We start from the raw sequence: 20086 nt of genomic DNA, 5'->3' as shown, positions 1-20086 counted from the left end.
ACCTTGTCGGTGCGCACGATCGACACCGCAGGCAACACCACCGCCGGCGCCGGCCACGCCTACACGCTCGACCAGACCGCGCCGAGCGCGGCTGCGACGGTGACGGCGCTCAGCGTCGACACCGGCAGCTCGGGAACCGACTTCATCACCAGCACGGCCTCGCAGACGGTGAGCGGCACCTATACCGGCACGCTCGGCGCGGGCGAGACGATCCAGGTCAGCGCCGACGGCGGCACCACCTGGGTGACGGCGAGCGCCAGTGGCGGGACCTTCTCGGCGTCCGGCGTGACGCTGTCGTCCGGCGCCAACACCTTGTCGGTGCGCACGATCGACACCGCAGGCAATACCACCGCCGGCGCCGGCCACAGCTACACGCTCGACCAGACGGCCTCTGCGCCGTCTGCGCCGGATATGACGGCGGCAACGGACACCGGTTCGTCCAGCACTGACAACCTCACCAAAGTGACCACGCCGACCTTCACCGGCAGTGGGGCGGAGGTGGGTGCAACAGTGACGTTGTACGATACCAACGGTACGACTGTGCTTGGTACCGGGATAGCGGACGCCAGCGGCAACTGGTCGATCACCAGCTCGAACTTATCAAGTGGCAGTCACACGCTGACGGCCAAGCAGACCGATGTCGCCGGCAACACCAGCGTGGCTTCGGCCAGTCTGGCGGTGACGATCGATACCACGCCACCTGCGACGCTTAGCTGGAGCTACAGCAACGGGCTAAGCAAGCTCACTGCCACAACAGATACTGCTGACGTCTGGAAGGTTACGGTTCATGACAATAATACTAACACCGATTACAGTGCATCCTTGCAAAGCGCGGGAACTTGGACGCTTTCGCAGGCGGGCTTGAACAATCATACCTTGGTCGTTACGGAGTACGACAACGCTGGGAATACGAGGGTAAGTACGAACACTGCCCCCGCGGGAATATCGGGAGAGTCCACGAACCTCGGGTTATTCTCTTTTGCTGGACAATCAGGTTCTGCAACCGAAGTGACTGTGACAGGCCTTCCGGCAAATTGGACCCTGAATGCTGGCGTCCAAAACGCTGATGGATCATGGTCAATCGTAACCAACGACGTTGGATCGTTGAGCGTCACGCCCGCTGCTGGTTACGTCGGCGCTGTTGTGCTCAGCGTAACAGAGACATGGGCTAACGCAGACGGGACTCAAACTTCAGCCAACATTGCCGACAATTTTGAATCGTATGCTGCTGGAAGCCCCATCTTCGCCTGGTCCGGTGACGACACCCTGACCGGCTCGCACGGCAACGACCTCTTCGTCTTCGCGCAGCCGATCGGCAACGACACGGTGCATAGCTTCGACACGGCCGCGGACAAGATCGACCTGATCGGCTATTCCGGCTTCCAGAGCTTTGCCGACGTGCAGGCCCACATGACCGACGACGGCAGCGGCAATGCGGTGATTGCGCTTGCCGACGGGCAGTCCATCACGCTCGATGGCGTCCACTCGAGCGCGCTCACGGACGGCAATTTCGTCTTCGACCAGACGCCGGTAGTCAACAATGCCGGCACCATGACGATCGGCGACGGCGCCATGCTGCCGCTGAGCGGCACGATCAACAATACGGGCATCATCTCTCTCGACTCCGCAGGCAGCGACACGCTGCTGCAGCTTATCCAGCACGGCACAACCCTGCAGGGCGGCGGGCAGGTCGTCCTGTCCGACAGCGACTGGAACATCATCTCCGGCACGAGTGCCGACGTCACCCTGACCAATGTCGACAACACCATCTCGGGCGCCGGCCAACTGGGAGGCGGACTGCTGTCTCTGAACAACCAGGGGACGATCATCGCCACCGGCACCCGCACGCTGGTCATCGACACTGGCGCCAACACAACCGTCAACTCGGGGACGCTGGAGGCGACAGGCTCCGGCGGCCTAACAATCACCGGGACGCTCGCCAATTCCGGGTTGCTCTGGGCCAATGGCGGCAACATCACGATCAACGGCCAGGTCACCGGCACGGGCGACGCCACGATCGGCAATTTGTCGAAGCTGGAGTTCGGCGCCGCCTCGTCGGCGGATGTGACCTTCGCGCAGAATGCAGCCGGCACGCTGCAACTGGATGATTCCTTCGACTTCAGCGGCAGGATTGGCGGCATGACCAACGACGACAAGATCGATCTCGGCGATATCCTGTTCGGCGCGGGAACGTCGGCTGCCTATCAGGCGGATTCGACCGGCACTGGAGGAACATTGACCGTGACCGACGGCATTCACAATACCACGCTTCACCTCCTCGGCATCTTCGATGCGCACAGCTTCACGCTTGTCGACGACGGGGCTGGTAGGACGGTGGTTCAGTATGGTCTGACGGCGAGCGGTCTGGTGGCGTGAACGTTGAGGGTGAGCCGCAGGCACCACGGGGCTCACCTTCTGGGTCGGCCGGTCGCCGATTCAGCTTACCAATTAAGGTTTACGGCAGGTAAAGGAACCGACTGCGTGGTCGTTTGAAGGATCTGGAGTAACATCGGCTCCGGGCGTGCACTTGGACAGGGGGCGGTTCTCCGCTGGGTAATTGAGTCTCAACAGCAATAGCAAGATCGTAAAGGACGCGCTGCTGGCGTGCCGCCACTATTTCCTGGTCGCGGCAGCGTTCAGCTTGGCGATCAACCTGCTCTACCTCGCCTCGCCGCTCTATATGCTACAGATCTACGACCGGGTGGTCACCAGCGGCAGCGAAACCACGCTGCTGATGCTCACGATCGTGCTGCTGGCGGCCTTCCTTGCACTAGCCGGCCTCGACCTGGTCCGCGCCAGGATCCTGACCCGCGCCAGCGCACGCCTCGACCGGCTGCTTTCGGCGAAGGTCGTCGCCAACTCGCTCGAAGCGTCCTTGCCGGGATCCTCGCAGAGCCAGCCGATCCGCGACTTCGATACGTTCCGGCAGGTTATTACCGGGAGTGGCATCCATGCGCTGCTCGACCTGCCTTGGTCGCCGATCTACATCGCCATCATCTTCCTGTTGCACCCGTGGCTGGGGTTCTTCGCGCTCGGCTCGTCGCTGCTGCTCATTGCAATGGCGGTGGGCAACGAATATCTGGTGCGCGGGCCGCTGAAGCAGGCCAATGACCTGGCAACAGCCAATTACGCCTTCACCGAGATGAGTCTCAGGAACGCGGAAGTCGTCCGTGCCATGGGTATGCTCGACGGCCTCATCCGCCGCTGGGAACGCGATCGAAACCTGGCGCTTCGGCGTCAGGCAGACGCCAGCGACCGCGCCGCACTTATGTCCGGGTTGATCAGGTTTCTTCGGCTGACCATGCAGTCGCTCATCCTCGGCCTTGGCGCTTATCTGGTCATCGAACGGCAAACGAGTGCCGGCTCTATTTTCGCGGCCAGCCTTCTGCTGGGCCGGGGCCTCCAACCCGTCGAGCAGATCGTCGGCGTGTGGCGCAGTCTTGTCCTGGCGCGCGGCGCGCTCGCGAGGGTTCGCAAGCTGGTCGATAGCGATGCGCGCAGCGACCGTTCGTTCAATCTGCCGAGGCCAACAGGCAAGATCTCGGTCGAGCAGGTCAGCTATGCGATTCCCAGTCTGCAAAAGGTTCTGTTGCGCGACATCTCGTTCCGGCTCGAGGCTGGCGAGGCCCTAGGCATTATCGGCCCCTCCGGCGCGGGCAAATCCACGCTGGCCCGTCACCTGGCCGGCGTCATGCAGCCCAGCCGCGGAACCGTCAGACTGGACGGCGCCGACATGATACAATGGGGTCGAGACGCGCTCGGCGACCATATCGGTTACCTGCCGCAGGACATCGAGCTCTTCTCCGACACCGTCGCCGCCAACATCGGGCGCTTCAAGACCAATGTCGACCAGGAGGTCGTCGAGGCCGCCCGCTTGGCGGGCGTGCACGACATGATCATCCGGCTGCCGCAGGGTTATGAGACGCAGATCGGCGAAGGCGGCGCGGTGCTGTCGGGTGGCTACCGGCAGCGGATAGCGCTTGCCCGTGCGGTGTTCGGGATGCCGAAGCTGATCATTCTCGACGAGCCGAGTTCCAATCTCGACGCCGACGGAGATCGCGCGCTGAGCGAGTGCGCGATTGAGCTCAAGCGCCGCGGCAGCACGGTCATCATCGTGTCGCACCGGCCCTCGACGATCGCGAATGTCGACAAGATCCTTCTGTTACGTGAGGGTGCGGTCGAAGCCTTCGGCATGCGGAACGAGATCGTGGCGCTGCTCAACCAGCGCGCGGCTCCGACCGTGGTGGCAACGCAATGAGCCGGGTCAGGAGAGATCGTTGAGCGACGGCGCCTTTATCTATCGCAGCCTGCCCGACGAAACCGGCCCCATCGCCTCGGATTCGATTAAGGCGCCCACTCTCGTCGGCCTTTTGATCATCGTTGCCTTTTTCGGCATTTTCGGGGGCTGGGCCGCCATTGCGCCGCTGAACGGCGCGGTGCTCGCGGACGCGGTCGTGAAGGTGGAAGGGAATCGCAAGAGCGTGCAGCACTTCGATGGCGGTACGGTGAAGGAGATACACGTCAAGGACGGCGACATCGTCAAGACCGGCGACATATTGCTGGTGCTGGACGACACAAAGAACCGATCCGAGCTCAATCTCTATTCCCAGCAATATGCTTTGTTGCGCGCGACGGATGCCCGCATCCGGGCAGAGCTGGACGGCAAGGAGGCGGTCGCTTTTCCGAAGGACATGACTGTCGAGCATCAGGCGTATCTGCAGGACGCGATGGCCAGCCAGATCGCCGATCTCGAAAGCCAGCGCGCCTCGATGGCAGGCGCCCGGCAGATTCTGCAGAAGCGGATCGCAGAACTCGATGAGCAGATCGACGGCAAGCAGGCGCGCGTCGAATCCTTTCGCGCGCAGCTGATGTCCACCATCGACGAGAAGGCGGGCCTCAACAAGCTGCTGAAGGCTGGGTTGACGACGCGCACGCGCATCCTTGAGCTCGACCGCTCCGCCTCCGACTTGCAAGGCCTGATAGACCAGACTCTAGGCGAGATCGCGGGGAACCGCCAGAACAAGGCCGAACTCGAAAGCCAGATCGCACAGCTTACCAACGAACGCCGCGCCAAGCTCTCGGCAATGCTGATCGATACGCAATCGCAGCTGGCAGACCTTGTGCCTAAGATGTTTGCGAGTCAAACCGCCGTGGATCGGGCCGTGGTCCGCTCGCCCTACGACGGCCAGGTGATGAACCTCAGTGTCTTCTCGACTGGTGCGATAGTTGCCCCCGGGCAGACGATCCTCGACATCGTGCCGACGCGGAACTCGCTAGTCGTCCAGGCGCAGGTGCGCGTCGAGGACATATCAAGCCTGCGATCCGACATGATGGCGGAAGTGCGCTTTACATCCTATAAGCAGCGTTCCATTCCGATTATCCATGGACGTGTAACCCGCATTTCAGCAGATCGCGTCACCGACAGCAAAACCGGATTCCCCTACTACGTCGCCGACGTTGCGGTCGACCCGGCCGAACTGGCCGCAGCCCCACAGATCGCGCTTTATCCGGGAATGCCCGCCTCCGTGATGATCGTCACCGAGGAGCGCACCGCTCTCGACTATATCCTGAGCCCACTTCTTGCCTCGGTTCATTCCTCCTTCCGCCAAAAGTAACTTGTGCTACGCTAAGCCTCTGTGCGGTCTCATAATCCCAGCCCCCGCATTCTGCCAAGGAACTGTCCGACACCGAGCGACATGACCAGCTTGCGCACTCTGCCGATCCGTTCGTCGCGTGCGCCGCGCTGTCAGCTCTGGCGAAACAGGACGATGCAAGCATCACTTCACTCCTATTGGCAGCGCTGGAAAGCCCTGGTCTGAACGGCAGCGCCTATCGGCCACGAGCTCCTTGTCGGCTTTAGCGCGCTCGGTGGCGAGCCCCTTTTGAGGCTGCTCACGGAGCTGCGCGCCGGCGCGCACTTTGAGCGCGAGACCCTCGTCCGAACGACTGCCATTGCCGTTGACAAGGTCGAGGAGCTGGCGGATGACCGCGAACAAGACGGACCCCATAATGTGCGCGACGCCCTGGCGACTCATATTCTGAAGCAGACGGGCTCCTACGAGCAGGCCAGCTATGCCATCCAAGACACGCCCGACATGGTCGTCCACCACTACGGGCGCTTTCTACCCCAAGGCAGCACTGGCTGCGCGAATTCCGAACCAGGTTTGGGAAGCGGCGTGGGTCAGCCCGGACCTTCGATCTACGAAGGACTACTGGCGATCATCGAAATCTTCCTTTATCAACCCGACGCCTTACGGACCTTCCCGTTTGGCACGCCTTCGCCGCACCCTACCGCACCCGTCGATCAAAGCCCGTTCGACCCAGAAGCTCTGCGTTAAGTGTTGCTGGTGCGATAACAAAGAAGGAAATTCGACAACGTGACCGACAATTGAGCAGGCCTGCCCAGCTAACCACCTGCAATGACACTAAAATTTTACGATTTTGGTGTAAGCCATTGATATTTATCAATATGGTGGGCCCGGAGGGTGTGAGAGTTTCGAAGAAAATCAATGGTTTAGCGGATGGTTAGCCAACCCGTATCCTTCGTATGAGCTCGTATGGTCTGGCGAACCTAAGGACCAGGATATGGACTAGCTTTCGCAATCTCTGTCTTTCCCGACACAACGAACGCATGTTGATCATAGCGGGTACGAGCGCTGAAAAGTCAGCGAGCTGTCCGTTAATCTCTGCGAAGATCGTGGAACCTCGCATTACGAGGCCCGCATCCCTTCTGATGCGTTGCGCACGCCTTTTAATCAATTTTGGTGGTCCAATCGGTGATGGCGGCGATCTGCCTGAATTCCAATCGACGCCGTTGACCGTGGATCGGCGCGCTCAAGCCAATTTTCGCCCTATGCGATCCATTCAACGACGCTCCGTCCCTCGATCTCAGAAGACGGACCGACCTTCATCGATCGTAGTGCCGCGAGAAAATCACGGACGTTGCATGCTCATGCCAGTCCTGCGCCATCTCCTTGGCAGGCTGCCACAGGGTACGGAAAGCAGCTTTGATCGAAAACGGCCATCGGGCGCTACAAGGGACACATCGTCCGACGTTTACAGGCCCGCTCCTTTGCCGCCCAAAAGATCGAGGTTGCCATCGGTTGCGCTGTTCTCAACCGCATGCTGGCCTGTGCACGCCCGGGAGTCCGTTCGTTGCACACAAAGCTGAGCATAGGCGGCATCAAAGATCCTATTGCGCCGCAAGTCGCGTCGCCGCACCAACGCCCCGAAAATCTTGATCTAATAATGATTGTGTTGAATGCGTTTCGCTGATTAGCTGTCTTGCATAAGTCCGGGACAAGGTTGGCAAATGTTGCCCGGGGAGGACCGCGATGCCGGTGCTTGAAGTTCGCCGCGTTTCCAAGAACTTTGGAGCCATCCAGGCCCTGACCGACGTCAGCTTCCAGGTAGAGCGGGGCGAAGTCGTGGGTCTCATGGGGGACAATGGCGCCGGCAAGTCGACGATAGTCAAGACGGTGGCCGGGAACTTCCCGCCGAACGACGGCGAAATCGTCGTGGACGGCGAGGTTTGTCACTTCCACAAACCCGTCGAAGCCCGCGCCAAGGGAATCGAAGTCGTCTATCAGGACCTGGCGCTCGCCGATAATCTGACGGCCGCGCAGAACGTCTTTCTTGGCCGCGAGATCAAGAAGGGCTTCTGGCCGATCAGGGTGCTCAACAAGCAGGCGATGATCGACCGCTCGGCAGCGTTGTTCGAGGAACTCAAATCGGAAACCCGGCCGCGCGACCTGGTCAGGAAGATGTCGGGTGGGCAGCGCCAGGCGGTAGCCATCGCGCGAACCCGGCTTTCGAACGCCAAGCTGGTGTTGATGGACGAACCGACCGCCGCGATCTCCGTACGCCAGGTGGCGGAAGTGCTCGAATTGATCCGACGCCTCAAGGCGCAAGGGGTCGGGGTCATGTTGATCAGCCACCGCATGCCTGACGTTTTCGCCGTGGCAGATCGTATCATCGTGCTGAGGCGAGGTTCGAAGGTTGCCGACAAGCAGGTCGACAACACCTCGCCCGAGGAAGTCACCGGACTCATAACGGGGGCCATCCGTGGCGAATAGTGCTCGGCAGTCGGTTAGTGTCAGGGAGTCGCTCGTGGAAACCGGCCGCCCGGCCATGGCGGACTTCGTCCCGACCAAGGAGAAGACGGCGCTGCAGCGTGTGGTTTCAAGTCAGCCATTCTGGGTGACGATCGCGCTCATTGCTCTCGTCATGTTGATGACAGCCATCGAGCCGAGCTTCGGCACCTCCGAAAACGTCGCCAACGCCACGCGCAACTTCGCACCTTTCGGCCTCATGGCGCTCGGCATGACGGTGGTGATCATCACCGGCGGCATCGATCTGTCGGTCGGCTCGATCATGGGCCTGGTGGCCATCGTCGCCGGCCTGTTCCTGACCTGGCACTATCCTTGGTACGTCGCCTTCGCCATCGGCCTTTTCTCCGGTCTGGCCTGCGGCGCGGTCAACGGGTTCTTTGTTGCTTATGTCGGAATGCCGTCCTTTGTGGTCACCCTCGGGATGCTGTCCGTGGCGCGTTCGCTGGCGGTCGTGTTCTCGGCCAACCAGATGCTCTACCAATTCGGGCCCGATGCTCCGATCGTGAAGGCGATCGGTCAGGCGAGATGGCCGCTGCATGGGCCGCAGGACTGGGCACCCCACTGGATACCGGGACTGTCATCGCAGTTTTGGACCATGGTGATTCTCGCGCTGATCGTCGGCTTCGTGTTCAATTTCACTGCCTGGGCCCGACATCTCTTTGCCATCGGTGGTAACGAGGAGGCCGCCCGGCTTACCGGCGTGCCGGTCGACTGGATCAAATTCCAGGCCTATGTCTTCTCGGCTTTCACCGCTTCGCTCGCCTCGCTGCTGCTGCTTGGTTACAACGGCTCGGCCATCAACGCCATGGGCCAAGGTTATGAGCTGCGCGTGATCGCCGCGACAGTCATTGGCGGAGCCAGCCTCATGGGCGGCGCCGGCACGGCGTTCGGCGCGATAATCGGTTCGGCCTTCCTCGAGGTGATCAGGAATGCACTCCTGATGGCCGGCATCGATTCAAATTGGCAGGGTGCCTTCGTGGGCGCCTTCATCGTTCTTGCGGTTCTTTTGGGCATGCAAACCGGCGGCAGATCGATGCTCGCAGCGTCGCTGGCAGCCTTGATGCCCAAACGAAGCCGTTAGAAACCCGCCGGCGGGAGGCCTGCGGGATCACACCAAAGGAGGAGAACGTCCCATGAAAAAGCATCTGCTGACGGCGGCCGTGGCGCTTGGCGCAATGGTGCTCGCCGTTTCCGGCGCCCAGGCGAAATACACCTTCGCCCTGGTGCCGAAGAACATGAACAATCCTTTCTTCGACCAGGCACGCGACGGCTGCAAGAAAGCCGAAGCCGAATCCAATGGGGCCCTGGAGTGCATGTATATCGGCCCCGGAGAGCATGGCGGCGGCGACGAGCAGGTACAGATCGTGCAGGACCTCGTTGCCAAGAAGGTGGACGGCATCGCCGTGTCGCCATCGAATGCCGCGGCGATGGCAGTCGCGCTGCAGGCCGCCAAGGAAGCCGGCATCCCGGTCCTCACCTGGGATTCCGACCTCCTGCCCGAGAACAAGGATCTTCGCGCCGCCTATATCGGGACCCACAATTATGAGATCGGCGTGAACCTTGCCAAGCTTGCCATGCAGATTAAGCCCAAGGGCGGCACGATCTGTATCCAGTCGGGCGGCGCGGCGGCGGCCAACCACAATGAGCGCATGCAGGGCATTCGCGATACGCTTTCGGGCACCAAATCGGCAGCCTCGCCCGGGGACCGGCTGACGGGCCAGAATGGCTGGACCGAAATCGAAGGCTGTCCGCTCTATACCAACGATGATTTCCCGCTTTCGGTGCAGCAATTCGAGGACATCATGGGGAAAAACCCGAACCTCGACGCATTCATCCCAACCGGTGGCTTCCCGCAGTTCATCCCAGATGCCAACCGAGCTGCGGTAGCCCCGTACAAGGACAAGATCGCCTCGAAGGCCCTGGCCCTCGTCGTCGCCGACACGCTTCCCGTCCAGATCGATCAGATGAAGGAAGGTCTCTCCCTTGGCCAGGTCGGCCAGCGGCCGTTCGAAATGGGCTACAAGACGATGATGGCATTGAAGGATATGAAGGACGGCAAAGCTCCGCCGGCTGACCCGACCTACACCGGCCTCGACGTCTGCACTCCGCAGACGGCGGATACCTGCGTCGCCAAATAGGGCTTTGGGCGGGAGGAACTCCCGCCCTTTCGTTGGAGCGAGATGCGGCTAAACTGAAGCATTCTCATCTCGCTCCAGGGGTTTCAATGTCGGAATTGTTCTCGCTCAACGGCCGTGTCGCACTGGTCACCGGTGCTTCGCGCGGCCTCGGCTTCGCCATGGCCAAAGCACTTGCGGAAAACGGTGCGACGGTAATCGTCAACGCCCGCGGCATGAACGCCCTCTCCGCGGCGGCGGACAGCATCGGGGCCGAAGCCCTGCCGTTCGACGTTACCGACGCGGCGATCTCAAGAGCGGCGCTCCAAGGGATCGTCGAACGCCGCGGCCGCCTCGATATTCTGATCAACAACGCCGGCATCCAGCATCGCAGGCCTTTGGTCGAATGGGAGGACGAGGATTTCGACCGTGTGATTGCCGTCAATCTTTCGGCCTGCTTTCGCATGATGCGTGATGCAGCGCGCCTCATGCTGCCAAACAAATTCGGGCGCATCATAAACACTGGATCCGTTGCGGCGGTCCTTGGCCGTCCCACCATTCACGCCTATGTGGCGGCAAAGGCCGGCCTGCATGGGCTGACGCGCTCCGCCGCCGCCGAAATGGGCCGTCACGGCATAACCATCAACGCGATCGCCCCCGGCTATTTCGCCACCGAGCTCAATACCGCGCTTATCAACGATGAGGCTTTCACCAAGTGGGTCGAGGCACGAACCCCCGCGGGCCGCTGGGCGCAGCCTGAGGAACTCGGCGGAGCCGTGGTGTTTCTCGCCTCTAACGCTGCCGCTTACGTCAATGGACATGTGCTGACGGTTGACGGCGGACTATCGGTTTCCCTCTGAGCCAGAACGGCAAGGCGCTGGAGAACAGCCCGATCACGACGGCGCCAGCCAGATTGTGGCACGACCTGCGTCGATCCCGCCTCCGCCACCGGATGGCAGCGCAACCATTGCCGCGATTGCCATCCTGTAAACCGCGGTCTGAACGTCAGACGTGCCATTTCGCCGAAACACGATAACGGTCGCTCAAGTTCAGCACTGGCGATGAACTGGCTCGATTCGATGTCCTTGAAATGCCTAAAAGCGCTTCGAGGTTCTTCAAACGAGAGGGGGTTCGAGCCCATGTTATGGGCAACTCTCAAAAAATACAGCGAGAATAACGGCTTATGCGGATGTTTTGGTGGGCCCGGAGGACGTACTTAAATTGTTGATTTTATTATTTTTTTTGTGGGCCAAAACTCCGAAGCTTCCCGTATGCCTCCGTATGAGCCCGCCCAATTTCTGGAATGGCCGCAATGAGGCCGGAAGCGGACCGTCGGCTTCTAGGAGCCAGATTAGAAAGCCCACCTGACGTCGCCAGCTAGTAAAATGCAGTTCAGGGTCTGGCGATCGATGCAGTTGTTTTGTTAGCTCGGTTTCCGCTGCCCTTTCGATCAAGGATATCATTGCGAAAGCAATTCTGCATTTCTTTGAAGGAGCTGAAGCCGAGGCGCGGAGCAAGGCGAGATAAGGTCGTCGTTGATACGTTGCACCGGCGTGAGATCGAGACCGAATTCTCGAAGGCGACGTAGTCCGGGTTCGAGAACATCAGGCGAGCCGCTGTCTCCAATTTCGCCGGAAGTATTAGCTCCTTCTTTGCAATCATTGTTTTGAGCTCGGCGAGAGTTGGCGCTTTGGTGCTTCGCACTACCGGCTGCTTGGCGCCTGCTGGTAATGACGTGAGTAGCTCCGGAGGCATCGTTTCACCGTTTGGCCGCTTGCATGAAGCTGTCGAACTCGGCATCTCCGATCGGAACGGTGTGCTCATAGCCTGGGTACCGGCCAGACTCGACATCGACCCTGTATTCTCTGAATGCCGCGATGCGCTCGTCCTGAATCTTCTGCAACTCAGGACTTAGATTTCGGTAGACCTTTCCATGTCGCGGCTTGTGGTTCTTGCCGTAGCCGCAGACATCTTCGGTGAAGAGATATTGCGCATCCGCATGTTTGCCGGCGCCCATGCCAAGCATCACCAATGACGAGTTCTCGGTCAGGAATTTCGCGATCCGGTCCGGGACGACTTCCAATTCAGCCCCGAAGACTCCGATCTCCTCAAGCTTCTTTGTGTGCCGCCACAAGCGCATCGCTTCGTCCGCCGTCTTGCCGACTGCGCGCCAGCCCGTCCAGGTGATGTAAGAAGGGATCAGGCCAATATGGCCGACGACAGGGAGGTGATTGTCGCAGAGCGCCTTCTGGATGTCATAGGAGGCGGCGCAGTAGAAGGCGTCGCCGCCAATGCCGGCAAAGTGGAACGCGGCACGCAGATAGTCCTCCGCCGTCGCGAGCGGACGGCCGCCAAAACTGCCCCAGCCGCCATAAGGCAGACCGACCTGCACGAAACAGTTGCCGGCCGCATCCCGCATCTCCTTGTCGAAGTATCGGCCTTCTATCGAAAGCATGTGAATGCCCGCTGCCGATGCTGCTGAGGCTTCGTCGGGCGTGCTGACGAAGAGCATGGAGATCTTCTGTCCATTTCTCTTCATCTTGCGGATGTCCTCGACATGAGGACGGTTGTGATACATGCCCATGCTCAGCCTCCGCCGCAGTTCATTTCTCAGATCGTGAACGCCCGCCGGAAAGCGTCCAGCGCTGCTTCCGGATCATTTTTCGCAAAGGCTTCCAGCCCCACTGCCCCGCGATATCCCATGTCGAACAGAGCTCTTGCGATGTATGGCCAGTTCATCTCTCCGGTCCCAGGCTCGCAACGACCCGGATTGTCGGCGACCTGCACCTCGCCGATGAACGGGAGACACCTCTGACACCAGCGCACGATGTCGCCCTCGCCGATCTGCGTGTGATAGAGGTCGAGATTGATCCGCAGTTGAGGCCTGTTGATCGACGACACCAAAGCCAACACCGATGCCGTCGAGCCGAACGGGCAGCCAGGGTGGTCAAGCAGGTTGAGATTTTCGAGCGTGAAGACGACATCTTCAGCCTCGGCCATGTCGCAGATACGATTCAGTGTATCGCGCGCCTTCAACCACATCGGGCCGGTCTCGACCTCGGCCTTGACGATGGGAATACCGCTCTCGCCGAGTCCGGTGCCATGCAGGTTCAACCGGGCAACGCCGAGGCGCTTTCCGACCTTCGCGGTCTCGGAAGCTGACTTCAAGAGCATGTCGGCGCCTTCACCGTCGGCGAGCCGTCCTACGAGATAGCCGTTCATGATCGTGAAGCTCGCGCCAGTCTTCTCGAGCGCCGCGATGTCGTGGTCCGGCCAATTCCACAATCCGACGCCGAAACCCATTTCATGCAGCCGTGCGACGCGCCAAGCCATCGGACGATCACGCCAAAGCATCTCGGCGCAGGCGGCCAGTTGGAACGGTTGGCCCATGACAGTTCAAACCTCGACCATGACGCGGCCGTTCTCGACCTTGGTCCTGTAAGTTCTGAGGTTCTCGCAGGCCGGTGGCGTCTCCACCTCGCCGGTCGTGAAGTTGAAAACGGAAGCGTGCTTGGGGCACTCCACCGTGTTGCCCATGACCAGGCCGTCGGCAAGGTGGATCTTCTCGTGGGTGCAAAGTCCATCCGTGCAATAATATTCATCCGCGTCGTTGCGGAAGATCGCGAAGGTGCGGCCTCCATTCTCGAAGCGCTTGGCTTCCTCGGCTTCGATTTCTTCGGCGGCACAAGCGTCTACCCAGGGCATATGCGTTTCTCCTCAGATATCTTGTGGTTTGAAGTCTGCAGGAGCCGACGGCATCACGCCCTGGAGGAGCGCGACGGACTTTTCGAGCCCCTCCAGCGAGTTCAGGAGCACGTCCTCGTGCTCGATGGAAAGCCAGCCGTCATAGCCGGCCATCTTGAGTCGATAGCAGAACTGCCGCCACCACTGCTCGCCATGGCCGAAGCCCAGCGTGATGTAGCTCCAGGAGCGCGCCGGAATGTCCATCAGGCTACCATTTTCAAGTAACGACGTCGTTGCCTGTACGGGCCTGTTGAGCATCGTATCCTTGGCATGGACATGATAAACTGCTGCCCCCAGCGCTTCGGCGGCAGCGAGAGGTTCCGCGCCCATCCAGAACAGATGCGAAGGGTCCAGATTCGCGCCAATGACAGGTCCGACCGCTGCTCGAAGTTTCAGGAGCGAGGGCACGTTATAGACACACTGATTGCCGTGCAGCTCGAGCGCGATGCGCTCGACGCCGTTTGCCTTTGCCAGCGCTGCGATTTCGGTCCAGAACGGGATCAGCTTTTCTTCCCATTGATATTTGAGGATGGTCTGTGTTTCCGGCGGCCAAGAGGACACGACCCAGTTCGGCATGCTGTCTCCGGCGCTGCCGGCCGGCAGGCCGCTCATGGTGCAGACGGTGCGGATGCCCATCTCACCGGCGACGCGAATGGTATCCCTCAATCCTTCGCCTTGGGAATGATCGGTCGGATGCAACGGATTGCCGTTGGCGTTTAGGCTGATGATCTCCAACCCGTGTTCCTCGAACGCTCCAGCGAATCGCTTCTGGGCCTCCCTGTTGCCCAGCATCGACGATAGCCGGAAATGCGGCGCGGTCGACCAGCCGCAAGTGTTCACCTCGATGCCGGATACGCCCATGCGCTGGGCATGGTCGAGCACCGCCTCGAACGGCAGGTTGCCGAGACTGTCTGAAACGAAACCCAGCTTCACGCGTAGAACTCCGGCTTTGCAATCATCTGGACGGGTGAGCGGCGGCCTTCCCTCAGCGCCTGCACGCCCGCCTCGGCAACGACGGCGGCGCAATAGCCGTCCCAGCAATTAGAGGCGGTCGCGGGGAACTCGCCGGTGATGGCGAATCGAAGGAAGTCGCGATTCTGGCGGCGGTAGGCATCGTAGTAGCGGGTCCGCCAGTCGGCGTCGTAGCTTGTGGTTTGGGTAAGCGCCGACTCCATGCGGGTATAGGCGACGTTGTTGGTCGCAACGGTGGCGCGCTCGCCGACCAGTTCGGCGCGAACGTCATAGCCATAGCCGGCATTGTTGTTGATCTCGATGTTGACGAGCTGGCCGTCCACCGTTTCCAGCACCATGACGACGGGGGCCACGCGTGCGTCGGAGCGGCTCGGCTGGAATGCGGAAATTGACGCATACTCGGTTCCGAGCACGTAGCGCACCACGTCGAATTCATGCGGAGCGGAATTGGTGATGGCCATGGCGCCGGTGAAATCGGCAGCCGGCGTTTCGACATTGCGGTGGAAATTATGCATCATCAGCGCGCGGCCGAGACGGCCTTCTTGAAGCGCCCGTTTCATCTCCTTGTAGGAACGGTCGTAACGTCGCATGAAACCGAGCTGGACGAATTTCGCCCCAGCCTTCTGCTCCGCCTCCATCACGGCAACACAATCGGCAGACGACTGTGAAAGAGGTTTTTCGCACAGAACTCGCTTCCCGGCGGCAATGCAGGCCATCGAAAGCGGCGCATGCGTGAAATCGGGGCTGGCGATGATCAGGGCGTCCACGTCGTGCCGCGCGATGCTGCCCTTCGGGTCCGTGGCAATGTCAAAGGCGCCGCACGCGTCGGCAACGCGACGGGCGCGCTGCTCGTCCATATCGCAAACCAATTGGAGGGTTGCGCCGGGCAGCTCCTCGGCAACGATCTTGGCATGATCCGCGCCCATCAGGCCGGCGCCGATCACTGCAATGCGGATTGTCATTTCTGTCCTGTTTCTGTTCTTCGAATTATGGGCGGCACGGAGCGGCGCCAGGCTGGGAATACCTTCGTAAAGTCTAGTGCGCGGTTGGACCCTCCAGAACCTGGAGCGACGGCGGGTGCCCCTCATGTGTTTCTAAGTAGCCTTCGACCTGGGCTTCGAGGTCAGCCATGGTCTCGCCGCCGGCCATCAGATCCGTGATCTCCTCGCGGGATTTTTCGCCTCTGCGGAAATCGGCCGCGATGGCGCCGCGGATCAGCACTGCGAAATGGTCGCCGACGGCCATGGCGTGCATGACCTGGTGCGTGATGAAGATCACCGCCAGACCACGCTTCTTGGCCTCGTTGACGATGCGCAGCACATGCGAGGCCTGTTTGACGCCGAGCGCCGCGGTAGGCTCGTCCAGGATTAGCACGCGCGCCCCAAAATACACGGCGCGGGCAATAGCGAGCGACTGGCGCTCGCCACCCGATAACCCGCCGACCAAGCGGTCGCCGTCATCGATACGGGTGATGCCGAAATCCCGGACCGCTTTCACCGCGATCTCGTTGGCGCGCTTGCGGTCGTAGATCTTGAACGGACCCCAACCTTTGGTCGGCTCGACGCCGACGAAGAAGGAGCGTCCGATGCTCATCAGCGGAAACGTTCCGCCGAACTGGTGCACCGTCGCGATTCCGCGCCCCTGCGCGTCGCTCGGTCCGGTAAAGGTCACCGGCTCATCATCCATCAGGATCTGGCCGCTTGTGGGCTTGTGGACCCCGGCCAGCGTCTTGATGAGCGTCGACTTGCCGGCGCCGTTGTCGCCGAGCAGGCAAAGCACTTCGCCAACGCGCACCCTCAGCGAAATATCGTGCAGGACGTCTATCGGTCCGAAGGACTTATTGACGTTCCTCAGTTCGAGAATGGCAGGTTTGTCGTTCATGGCATCATCTCTTCATCTGCATCCGGCTGCGCCGAGGTGCTCGGCCAAGCGGGGGCTGATCTGAAAATTCGTTTCTCATGGGTTCGCCGGCTCCCGCGGCAGGCCTTGTTTGCGCCGCGGTCGGAAATAGAGCGCCAGGTCGCGGAACGATTGGTTCATCAGCACCGCGAGCAAAAGCATCACGCCTATGATCAGGTTCGACCAGTTCCGGTCGATCTGGGTGAAATAGATGCCCTGGCTGACGATGGCGAAGGTGATGGTGCCGACGAAGATGCCGACAACCGAGCCGAAACCGCCGGTCAGCAGCACACCGCCCATCACCACGGACACGATGGCATTGAAGATGAAGTTCATGCCGCCCGAGACCTGGGCGGAGTTGAACAGGATCGCCTGGCAGACACCGACGAAAGTTGCGCTGAGCGCGGACAGCACGAACAGGGCAATGGTCATGCGGTCCGTCGGGATGCCGGCATTGCGGGCGCTGACCTTGTCGCCACCCATTGCAAAGAGCCAATTGCCGTAGCGCGTCTTGTGCAGGACGAAACTCATGATGGCGGCGAATAGGACCCACCAGACGATGATGACTTGATGACTGCCGCCGATCAGCTGTCCGAACAGGAATTTTGCCCAGTCAGGCGCGGTGAGCGCCACGCTGGCATTGCCGGTCAGAAGGACCGAGGCGCTGAGCACCACGCCCTGCATGGCGACGAGCGTGGCAAGCGTGACGATCAGCGAAGGTACCGAGGTGCGGATGGTCAGCAGACCGTTCACGAGACCGACCACCGCACCGACCGCAAGCGCACCGGCAATGCCAACAGTTATGGGCAGGCCATAATAGCCGCTCAGGATGGCCGTGGTCATCGAACCCGCCGGGATCAAGGCGCCGATGGAAATGTCGAGTTCGCCCGCGATCATCAACAAACCGACCGGAATGGCGACAATGCCGAGGTTGGCAGCGAAGTTGACCCAGCTCGCTGCCCCGACCAGCGCGCCCAAATTGGCGCCGCCGAACAGAACGAAGAACAGCACCACACCGAGGAGACTGAGGACCGAGCCGGCTTCGGGGCGACGCAGCACGGACTTGATTGCGTCCATCATGACTGACCTCCGCTCTTCGACGAATAGTTCAGCGCCAGCTGGCGGAACGTGTCGTTGGTCAGCACTGCGATCAGAAGAAGCGCGCCGATGATGACACTGCCGACATTGGGATCGAGGCTGGTGAAATAGATGCCCTGGTTCACGATCGAGAACGTGAGCGTGCCGAAGACGATGCCGACGATCGAGCCGAAACCGCCCGTGAGCAGGACCCCGCCTATGACCACGCACATGATGGAATTGAAGATGAAGGACTGGCCCGCCAGGACCTGCGCGCTCTGATAGACCATCACCTCGCTGACCCCGACGAAGGCGGCGCTGAAGCCGGATAACATGAACAGGCCGATGGTGAGCCGCTTGGTCGGGATGCCGACATTGCGCGCGCTCTCCTTGTCACCGCCCAGCGCATAGATCCAGTTGCCGATCGGCGAGACGTGCAGCAGCCAGAACAGTCCAATGACAAACACCACCCACCACAGGATCGTGACCTGGAACATGCCGCCGAGATAGTCACCGAGAATCGCCTTGATGAAGGGATCGGGCACAAGCGAGACGCCGGTGCTGCCGGCGATCTTGACGGTGAGGCCCAGCGTCAGACCCATCGTGCCGAACATGGTGCCGATGGTGATGATGAGCGACGGGATGGTCGTCTTCGTCACGAACAGGCCGTTGATGAGGCCGACCGCGAGGCCAAGGCCGAGCGCCGCCGCTATGCCGAGCCAATCGGGCAGCCCATAGTGGCCCGAGACGATGGCAGCGGTGAGCGATGCCGCGGGGATCACCGCGCCGACCGAGATGTCCAGTTCTCCGGCGATCATCAGCAGCCCAATCGGCAGCGCGATGATCCCGATCTCGGAAGCGATGTTCAGCCAGCTCGCCGTGCCAGCGGCCGACAGGAAATTGCCGCCGCCAAACACGCCGAAGAAGAGGAGCACTGCGAGCATGCCGAGGAACGAGCCCGACTCCGGCCGCCGCGCGAGCCGTCCGAGGGCCAATCCGACCTGCGTTCGGTCCGGCGCCGGAATTGATTTGGTCGTCACGGGATGTGCCATTGGGTAATCCGCGAACATGCGCCGGCCACGATGAGGCCGACGCCGAGAAAAGGAAAGGGGCCGCCCGCAGCAGAAGCGGGGCGGCCCAGGCGGGAGGATTATCGCGTCCCTGCTTTCACGCCGGCGATGGTGGCGTCGACGTTCGCCTTGTCGATGACGCCTGGTCCCGTCAGGATCTCACGGGTGGGCACCGACAAACCATAGTTGACGTGGCCATTCAGGATCGCAACGGCGAGATAACCCTGCAGGTAACCCTGCTGGTCGATCGCGCAGTCCTGCTGGCCGCCCTTGATGTTGTTCAGGATGGTCTCGTCGAAATTCATGCCGCACAGGTGGACTTTTCCGACCTTCCCGGCCTGGGTAATGCCGTTCATGGCGGAATTCGCATCGACGTTGCCGATGGTGAAGACGGCGTTCACGTCCTGATGCTGCAGCAGATAGGCCTTGACCGCCTGCGCGACGGCCGTGGCCGAGCCGAAGGAGGTGGCCGGCAACGGCAGCACGTCGGCTTCGCCGCCGCCGTTCTTCATCCCTTCCTTGAAGCCACCACAAAAGGCCTCGATGTTGGCGGCGCCTGGCAGCGTGTTGATGCAGACGCCTTCCTTGTTGCCGGCCTTGGTGAGATACTCGCCGGCCGCGACGCCGCCCTTGTAGTCGTCAGAGCCGACATAGTTCATGGCGCCGAGACGATCGGCCGCTTTCAGCCCGCCGGCATTGTAGATGATCAGCGGAATGCCTGCATCCCTCACCGCTTTGAACGCGGGGTCCATGGCTTCCGGCACCCAGTCCGGCCCAACGATGGCGTCGGCCTTCTGGTCGATCGCTTGCCGGATCAGCTCTGCGGCGTCCACACCCAGATTGTCGTAGTTCTGCGGCCCGAGCCAGGTGACCTTGCCGCCCTGTGCCTCGACCACCTTGCCGGCGTCTTCAGCACCGCGCTTGACGATCGACCAGAACGGATCGTCCGGCTTGCCGCCGACGACGAAGATGTTGGCGGCGAGCGTCGCGCCGGCGCTGAACCCGATCAGCACCGCTGTCGAGACGAGTGTCTTGAAAAGCTTCATGGTCTTCCTCCCAGATTACCCCGCAGGGTTCGACAAAAGTCTTCCTGTTCCAG

At 61.1% G+C, this 20086-nt stretch carries 18 protein-coding genes and 1 pseudogene; 9 read left to right on the top strand and 10 right to left on the bottom strand.

Going from position 1 to position 20086, the window contains the following annotated elements:
* The 6 genes and pseudogenes from LB565_RS20760 to LB565_RS20735 all read left to right on the top strand — a co-directional run.
* A partial coding sequence (locus LB565_RS20760) for an Ig-like domain-containing protein (RefSeq protein ID WP_224587229.1) occupies positions 1-2376 on the top strand: 2376 nt, incomplete at its 5' end.
* Between the two features lie 181 nt (positions 2377-2557).
* Positions 2558-4258 carry a type I secretion system permease/ATPase gene (locus LB565_RS20755; RefSeq protein ID WP_224587227.1) on the top strand — a complete coding sequence of 567 codons (1701 nt, stop codon included), beginning with the start codon at positions 2558-2560 and terminating at the stop codon, positions 4256-4258.
* Between the two features lie 19 nt (positions 4259-4277).
* Positions 4278-5615 (top strand): HlyD family type I secretion periplasmic adaptor subunit, encoded by a 1338-nt coding sequence (locus tag LB565_RS20750; RefSeq protein WP_224587224.1) that lies wholly within the window; start codon positions 4278-4280, stop codon positions 5613-5615.
* A 267-nt stretch (positions 5616-5882) separates the two neighbouring features.
* Positions 5883-6338: a hypothetical protein gene (locus LB565_RS20745; RefSeq protein WP_224587244.1), complete on the top strand. Its 456-nt coding sequence runs from the start codon at positions 5883-5885 to the stop codon at positions 6336-6338.
* 637 nt (positions 6339-6975) lie between these two features.
* Positions 6976-7143: pseudogene (locus tag LB565_RS20740) on the top strand (IS5/IS1182 family transposase); the annotation flags it as partial.
* Between the two features lie 191 nt (positions 7144-7334).
* Complete coding sequence (locus tag LB565_RS20735) at positions 7335-8075, top strand: ATP-binding cassette domain-containing protein (protein WP_224587222.1); 741 nt, start codon at positions 7335-7337, stop codon at positions 8073-8075.
* Between the two features lie 111 nt (positions 8076-8186).
* Here the strand turns inward: LB565_RS20735 and LB565_RS20730 are convergent, their stop codons facing one another.
* On the bottom strand, positions 8187-8339 hold the full coding sequence (locus tag LB565_RS20730) for a hypothetical protein (protein ID WP_224587242.1): 153 nt from the start codon (positions 8337-8339) through the stop codon (positions 8187-8189).
* Between LB565_RS20730 and LB565_RS20725 the strand changes: the two genes are divergently transcribed.
* The 3 genes from LB565_RS20725 (at position 8323) to LB565_RS20715 (ending at position 11085) form a co-directional block, all read left to right on the top strand.
* On the top strand, positions 8323-9192 hold the full coding sequence (locus LB565_RS20725) for an ABC transporter permease (protein ID WP_246680072.1): 870 nt from the start codon (positions 8323-8325) through the stop codon (positions 9190-9192). The two genes, LB565_RS20730 and LB565_RS20725, sit on opposite strands and share 17 nt — an antisense overlap.
* 52 nt (positions 9193-9244) lie before the next feature.
* Entirely contained in the window at positions 9245-10249 is a 1005-nt protein-coding gene (locus LB565_RS20720) for a sugar-binding protein (RefSeq protein ID WP_140839134.1), read from the top strand.
* An 86-nt stretch (positions 10250-10335) separates the two neighbouring features.
* Complete coding sequence (locus tag LB565_RS20715; RefSeq protein ID WP_224587217.1) at positions 10336-11085, top strand: glucose 1-dehydrogenase; 750 nt, start codon at positions 10336-10338, stop codon at positions 11083-11085.
* An 899-nt stretch (positions 11086-11984) separates the two neighbouring features.
* Here the strand turns inward: LB565_RS20715 and LB565_RS20710 are convergent.
* The 9 genes from LB565_RS20710 to LB565_RS20670 all read right to left on the bottom strand — a co-directional run bounded on the left by LB565_RS20710 (position 11985) and on the right by LB565_RS20670 (position 20033).
* Positions 11985-12809 carry a 3-methyl-2-oxobutanoate hydroxymethyltransferase gene (locus LB565_RS20710; RefSeq protein ID WP_224587215.1) on the bottom strand — a complete coding sequence of 275 codons (825 nt, stop codon included), beginning with the start codon at positions 12807-12809 and terminating at the stop codon, positions 11985-11987.
* 26 nt (positions 12810-12835) lie between these two features.
* The gene (locus tag LB565_RS20705) at positions 12836-13615 is read right to left on the bottom strand and encodes a TIM barrel protein (RefSeq protein ID WP_224587213.1); all 780 of its coding nucleotides are present in this window, start codon (positions 13613-13615) and stop codon (positions 12836-12838) included.
* A gap of 6 nt (positions 13616-13621) precedes the next feature.
* Positions 13622-13930 carry a MocE family 2Fe-2S type ferredoxin gene (locus LB565_RS20700; RefSeq protein WP_224587211.1) on the bottom strand — a complete coding sequence of 103 codons (309 nt, stop codon included), beginning with the start codon at positions 13928-13930 and terminating at the stop codon, positions 13622-13624.
* Positions 13931-13942: 12 nt separating this feature from the next.
* A complete protein-coding gene (locus tag LB565_RS20695) occupies positions 13943-14902 on the bottom strand; it encodes a sugar phosphate isomerase/epimerase family protein (protein WP_224587209.1) in 960 nt (319 codons plus the stop codon).
* Positions 14899-15903 carry a Gfo/Idh/MocA family oxidoreductase gene (locus tag LB565_RS20690; protein WP_224587207.1) on the bottom strand — a complete coding sequence of 335 codons (1005 nt, stop codon included), beginning with the start codon at positions 15901-15903 and terminating at the stop codon, positions 14899-14901. The genes LB565_RS20695 and LB565_RS20690 overlap by 4 nt, the downstream gene beginning before the upstream one ends.
* 73 nt (positions 15904-15976) lie before the next feature.
* On the bottom strand, positions 15977-16822 hold the full coding sequence (locus tag LB565_RS20685; RefSeq protein WP_224587205.1) for an ATP-binding cassette domain-containing protein: 846 nt from the start codon (positions 16820-16822) through the stop codon (positions 15977-15979).
* A gap of 75 nt (positions 16823-16897) precedes the next feature.
* Positions 16898-17920, bottom strand: a complete 1023-nt coding sequence (locus LB565_RS20680; RefSeq protein WP_411970676.1) for an ABC transporter permease — start codon at positions 17918-17920, stop codon at positions 16898-16900.
* Positions 17917-18861, bottom strand: a complete 945-nt coding sequence (locus LB565_RS20675) for an ABC transporter permease (RefSeq protein WP_224587238.1) — start codon at positions 18859-18861, stop codon at positions 17917-17919. The genes LB565_RS20680 and LB565_RS20675 overlap by 4 nt, the downstream gene beginning before the upstream one ends.
* A 206-nt stretch (positions 18862-19067) precedes the next feature.
* Complete coding sequence (locus LB565_RS20670; protein ID WP_224587203.1) at positions 19068-20033, bottom strand: sugar ABC transporter substrate-binding protein; 966 nt, start codon at positions 20031-20033, stop codon at positions 19068-19070.
* Positions 20034-20086: the final 53 nt, after the last annotated feature.

Origin of the sequence: Mesorhizobium sp. CA14 (genome assembly GCF_020165195.1) — a bacterium.
GTDB lineage: Bacteria > Pseudomonadota > Alphaproteobacteria > Rhizobiales > Rhizobiaceae > Mesorhizobium.
The sequence above is the reverse complement of the archived record's forward strand: the minus strand, read 5'-3'. Positions and strand labels throughout refer to the sequence as shown.

Bases quoted from the DNA above. Each gene is read 5' to 3' on its own strand.
- LB565_RS20690 (WP_224587207.1), bottom strand. From the start codon at position 15,903: ATGACAATCCGCATTGCAGTGATCGGCGCCGGCCTGATGGGCGCGGAT.
- LB565_RS20730 (WP_224587242.1), bottom strand. From the start codon at position 8,339: ATGATCACCACCGTCATGCCGAGCGCCATGAGGCCGAAAGGTGCGAAG.
- LB565_RS20675 (WP_224587238.1), bottom strand. From the start codon at position 18,861: ATGCTCGCAGTGCTCCTCTTCTTCGGCGTGTTTGGCGGCGGCAATTTC.
- LB565_RS20710 (WP_224587215.1), bottom strand. From the start codon at position 12,809: ATGGGCATGTATCACAACCGTCCTCATGTCGAGGACATCCGCAAGATG.
- LB565_RS20700 (WP_224587211.1), bottom strand. From the start codon at position 13,930: ATGCCCTGGGTAGACGCTTGTGCCGCCGAAGAAATCGAAGCCGAGGAA.
- LB565_RS20720 (WP_140839134.1), top strand. From the start codon at position 9,245: ATGAAAAAGCATCTGCTGACGGCGGCCGTGGCGCTTGGCGCAATGGTG.
- LB565_RS20670 (WP_224587203.1), bottom strand. From the start codon at position 20,033: ATGAAGCTTTTCAAGACACTCGTCTCGACAGCGGTGCTGATCGGGTTC.
- LB565_RS20705 (WP_224587213.1), bottom strand. From the start codon at position 13,615: ATGGGCCAACCGTTCCAACTGGCCGCCTGCGCCGAGATGCTTTGGCGT.
- LB565_RS20715 (WP_224587217.1), top strand. From the start codon at position 10,336: ATGTCGGAATTGTTCTCGCTCAACGGCCGTGTCGCACTGGTCACCGGT.
- LB565_RS20680 (WP_411970676.1), bottom strand. From the start codon at position 17,920: ATGATGGACGCAATCAAGTCCGTGCTGCGTCGCCCCGAAGCCGGCTCG.
- LB565_RS20735 (WP_224587222.1), top strand. From the start codon at position 7,335: ATGCCGGTGCTTGAAGTTCGCCGCGTTTCCAAGAACTTTGGAGCCATC.
- LB565_RS20725 (WP_246680072.1), top strand. From the start codon at position 8,323: ATGACGGTGGTGATCATCACCGGCGGCATCGATCTGTCGGTCGGCTCG.
- LB565_RS20685 (WP_224587205.1), bottom strand. From the start codon at position 16,822: ATGAACGACAAACCTGCCATTCTCGAACTGAGGAACGTCAATAAGTCC.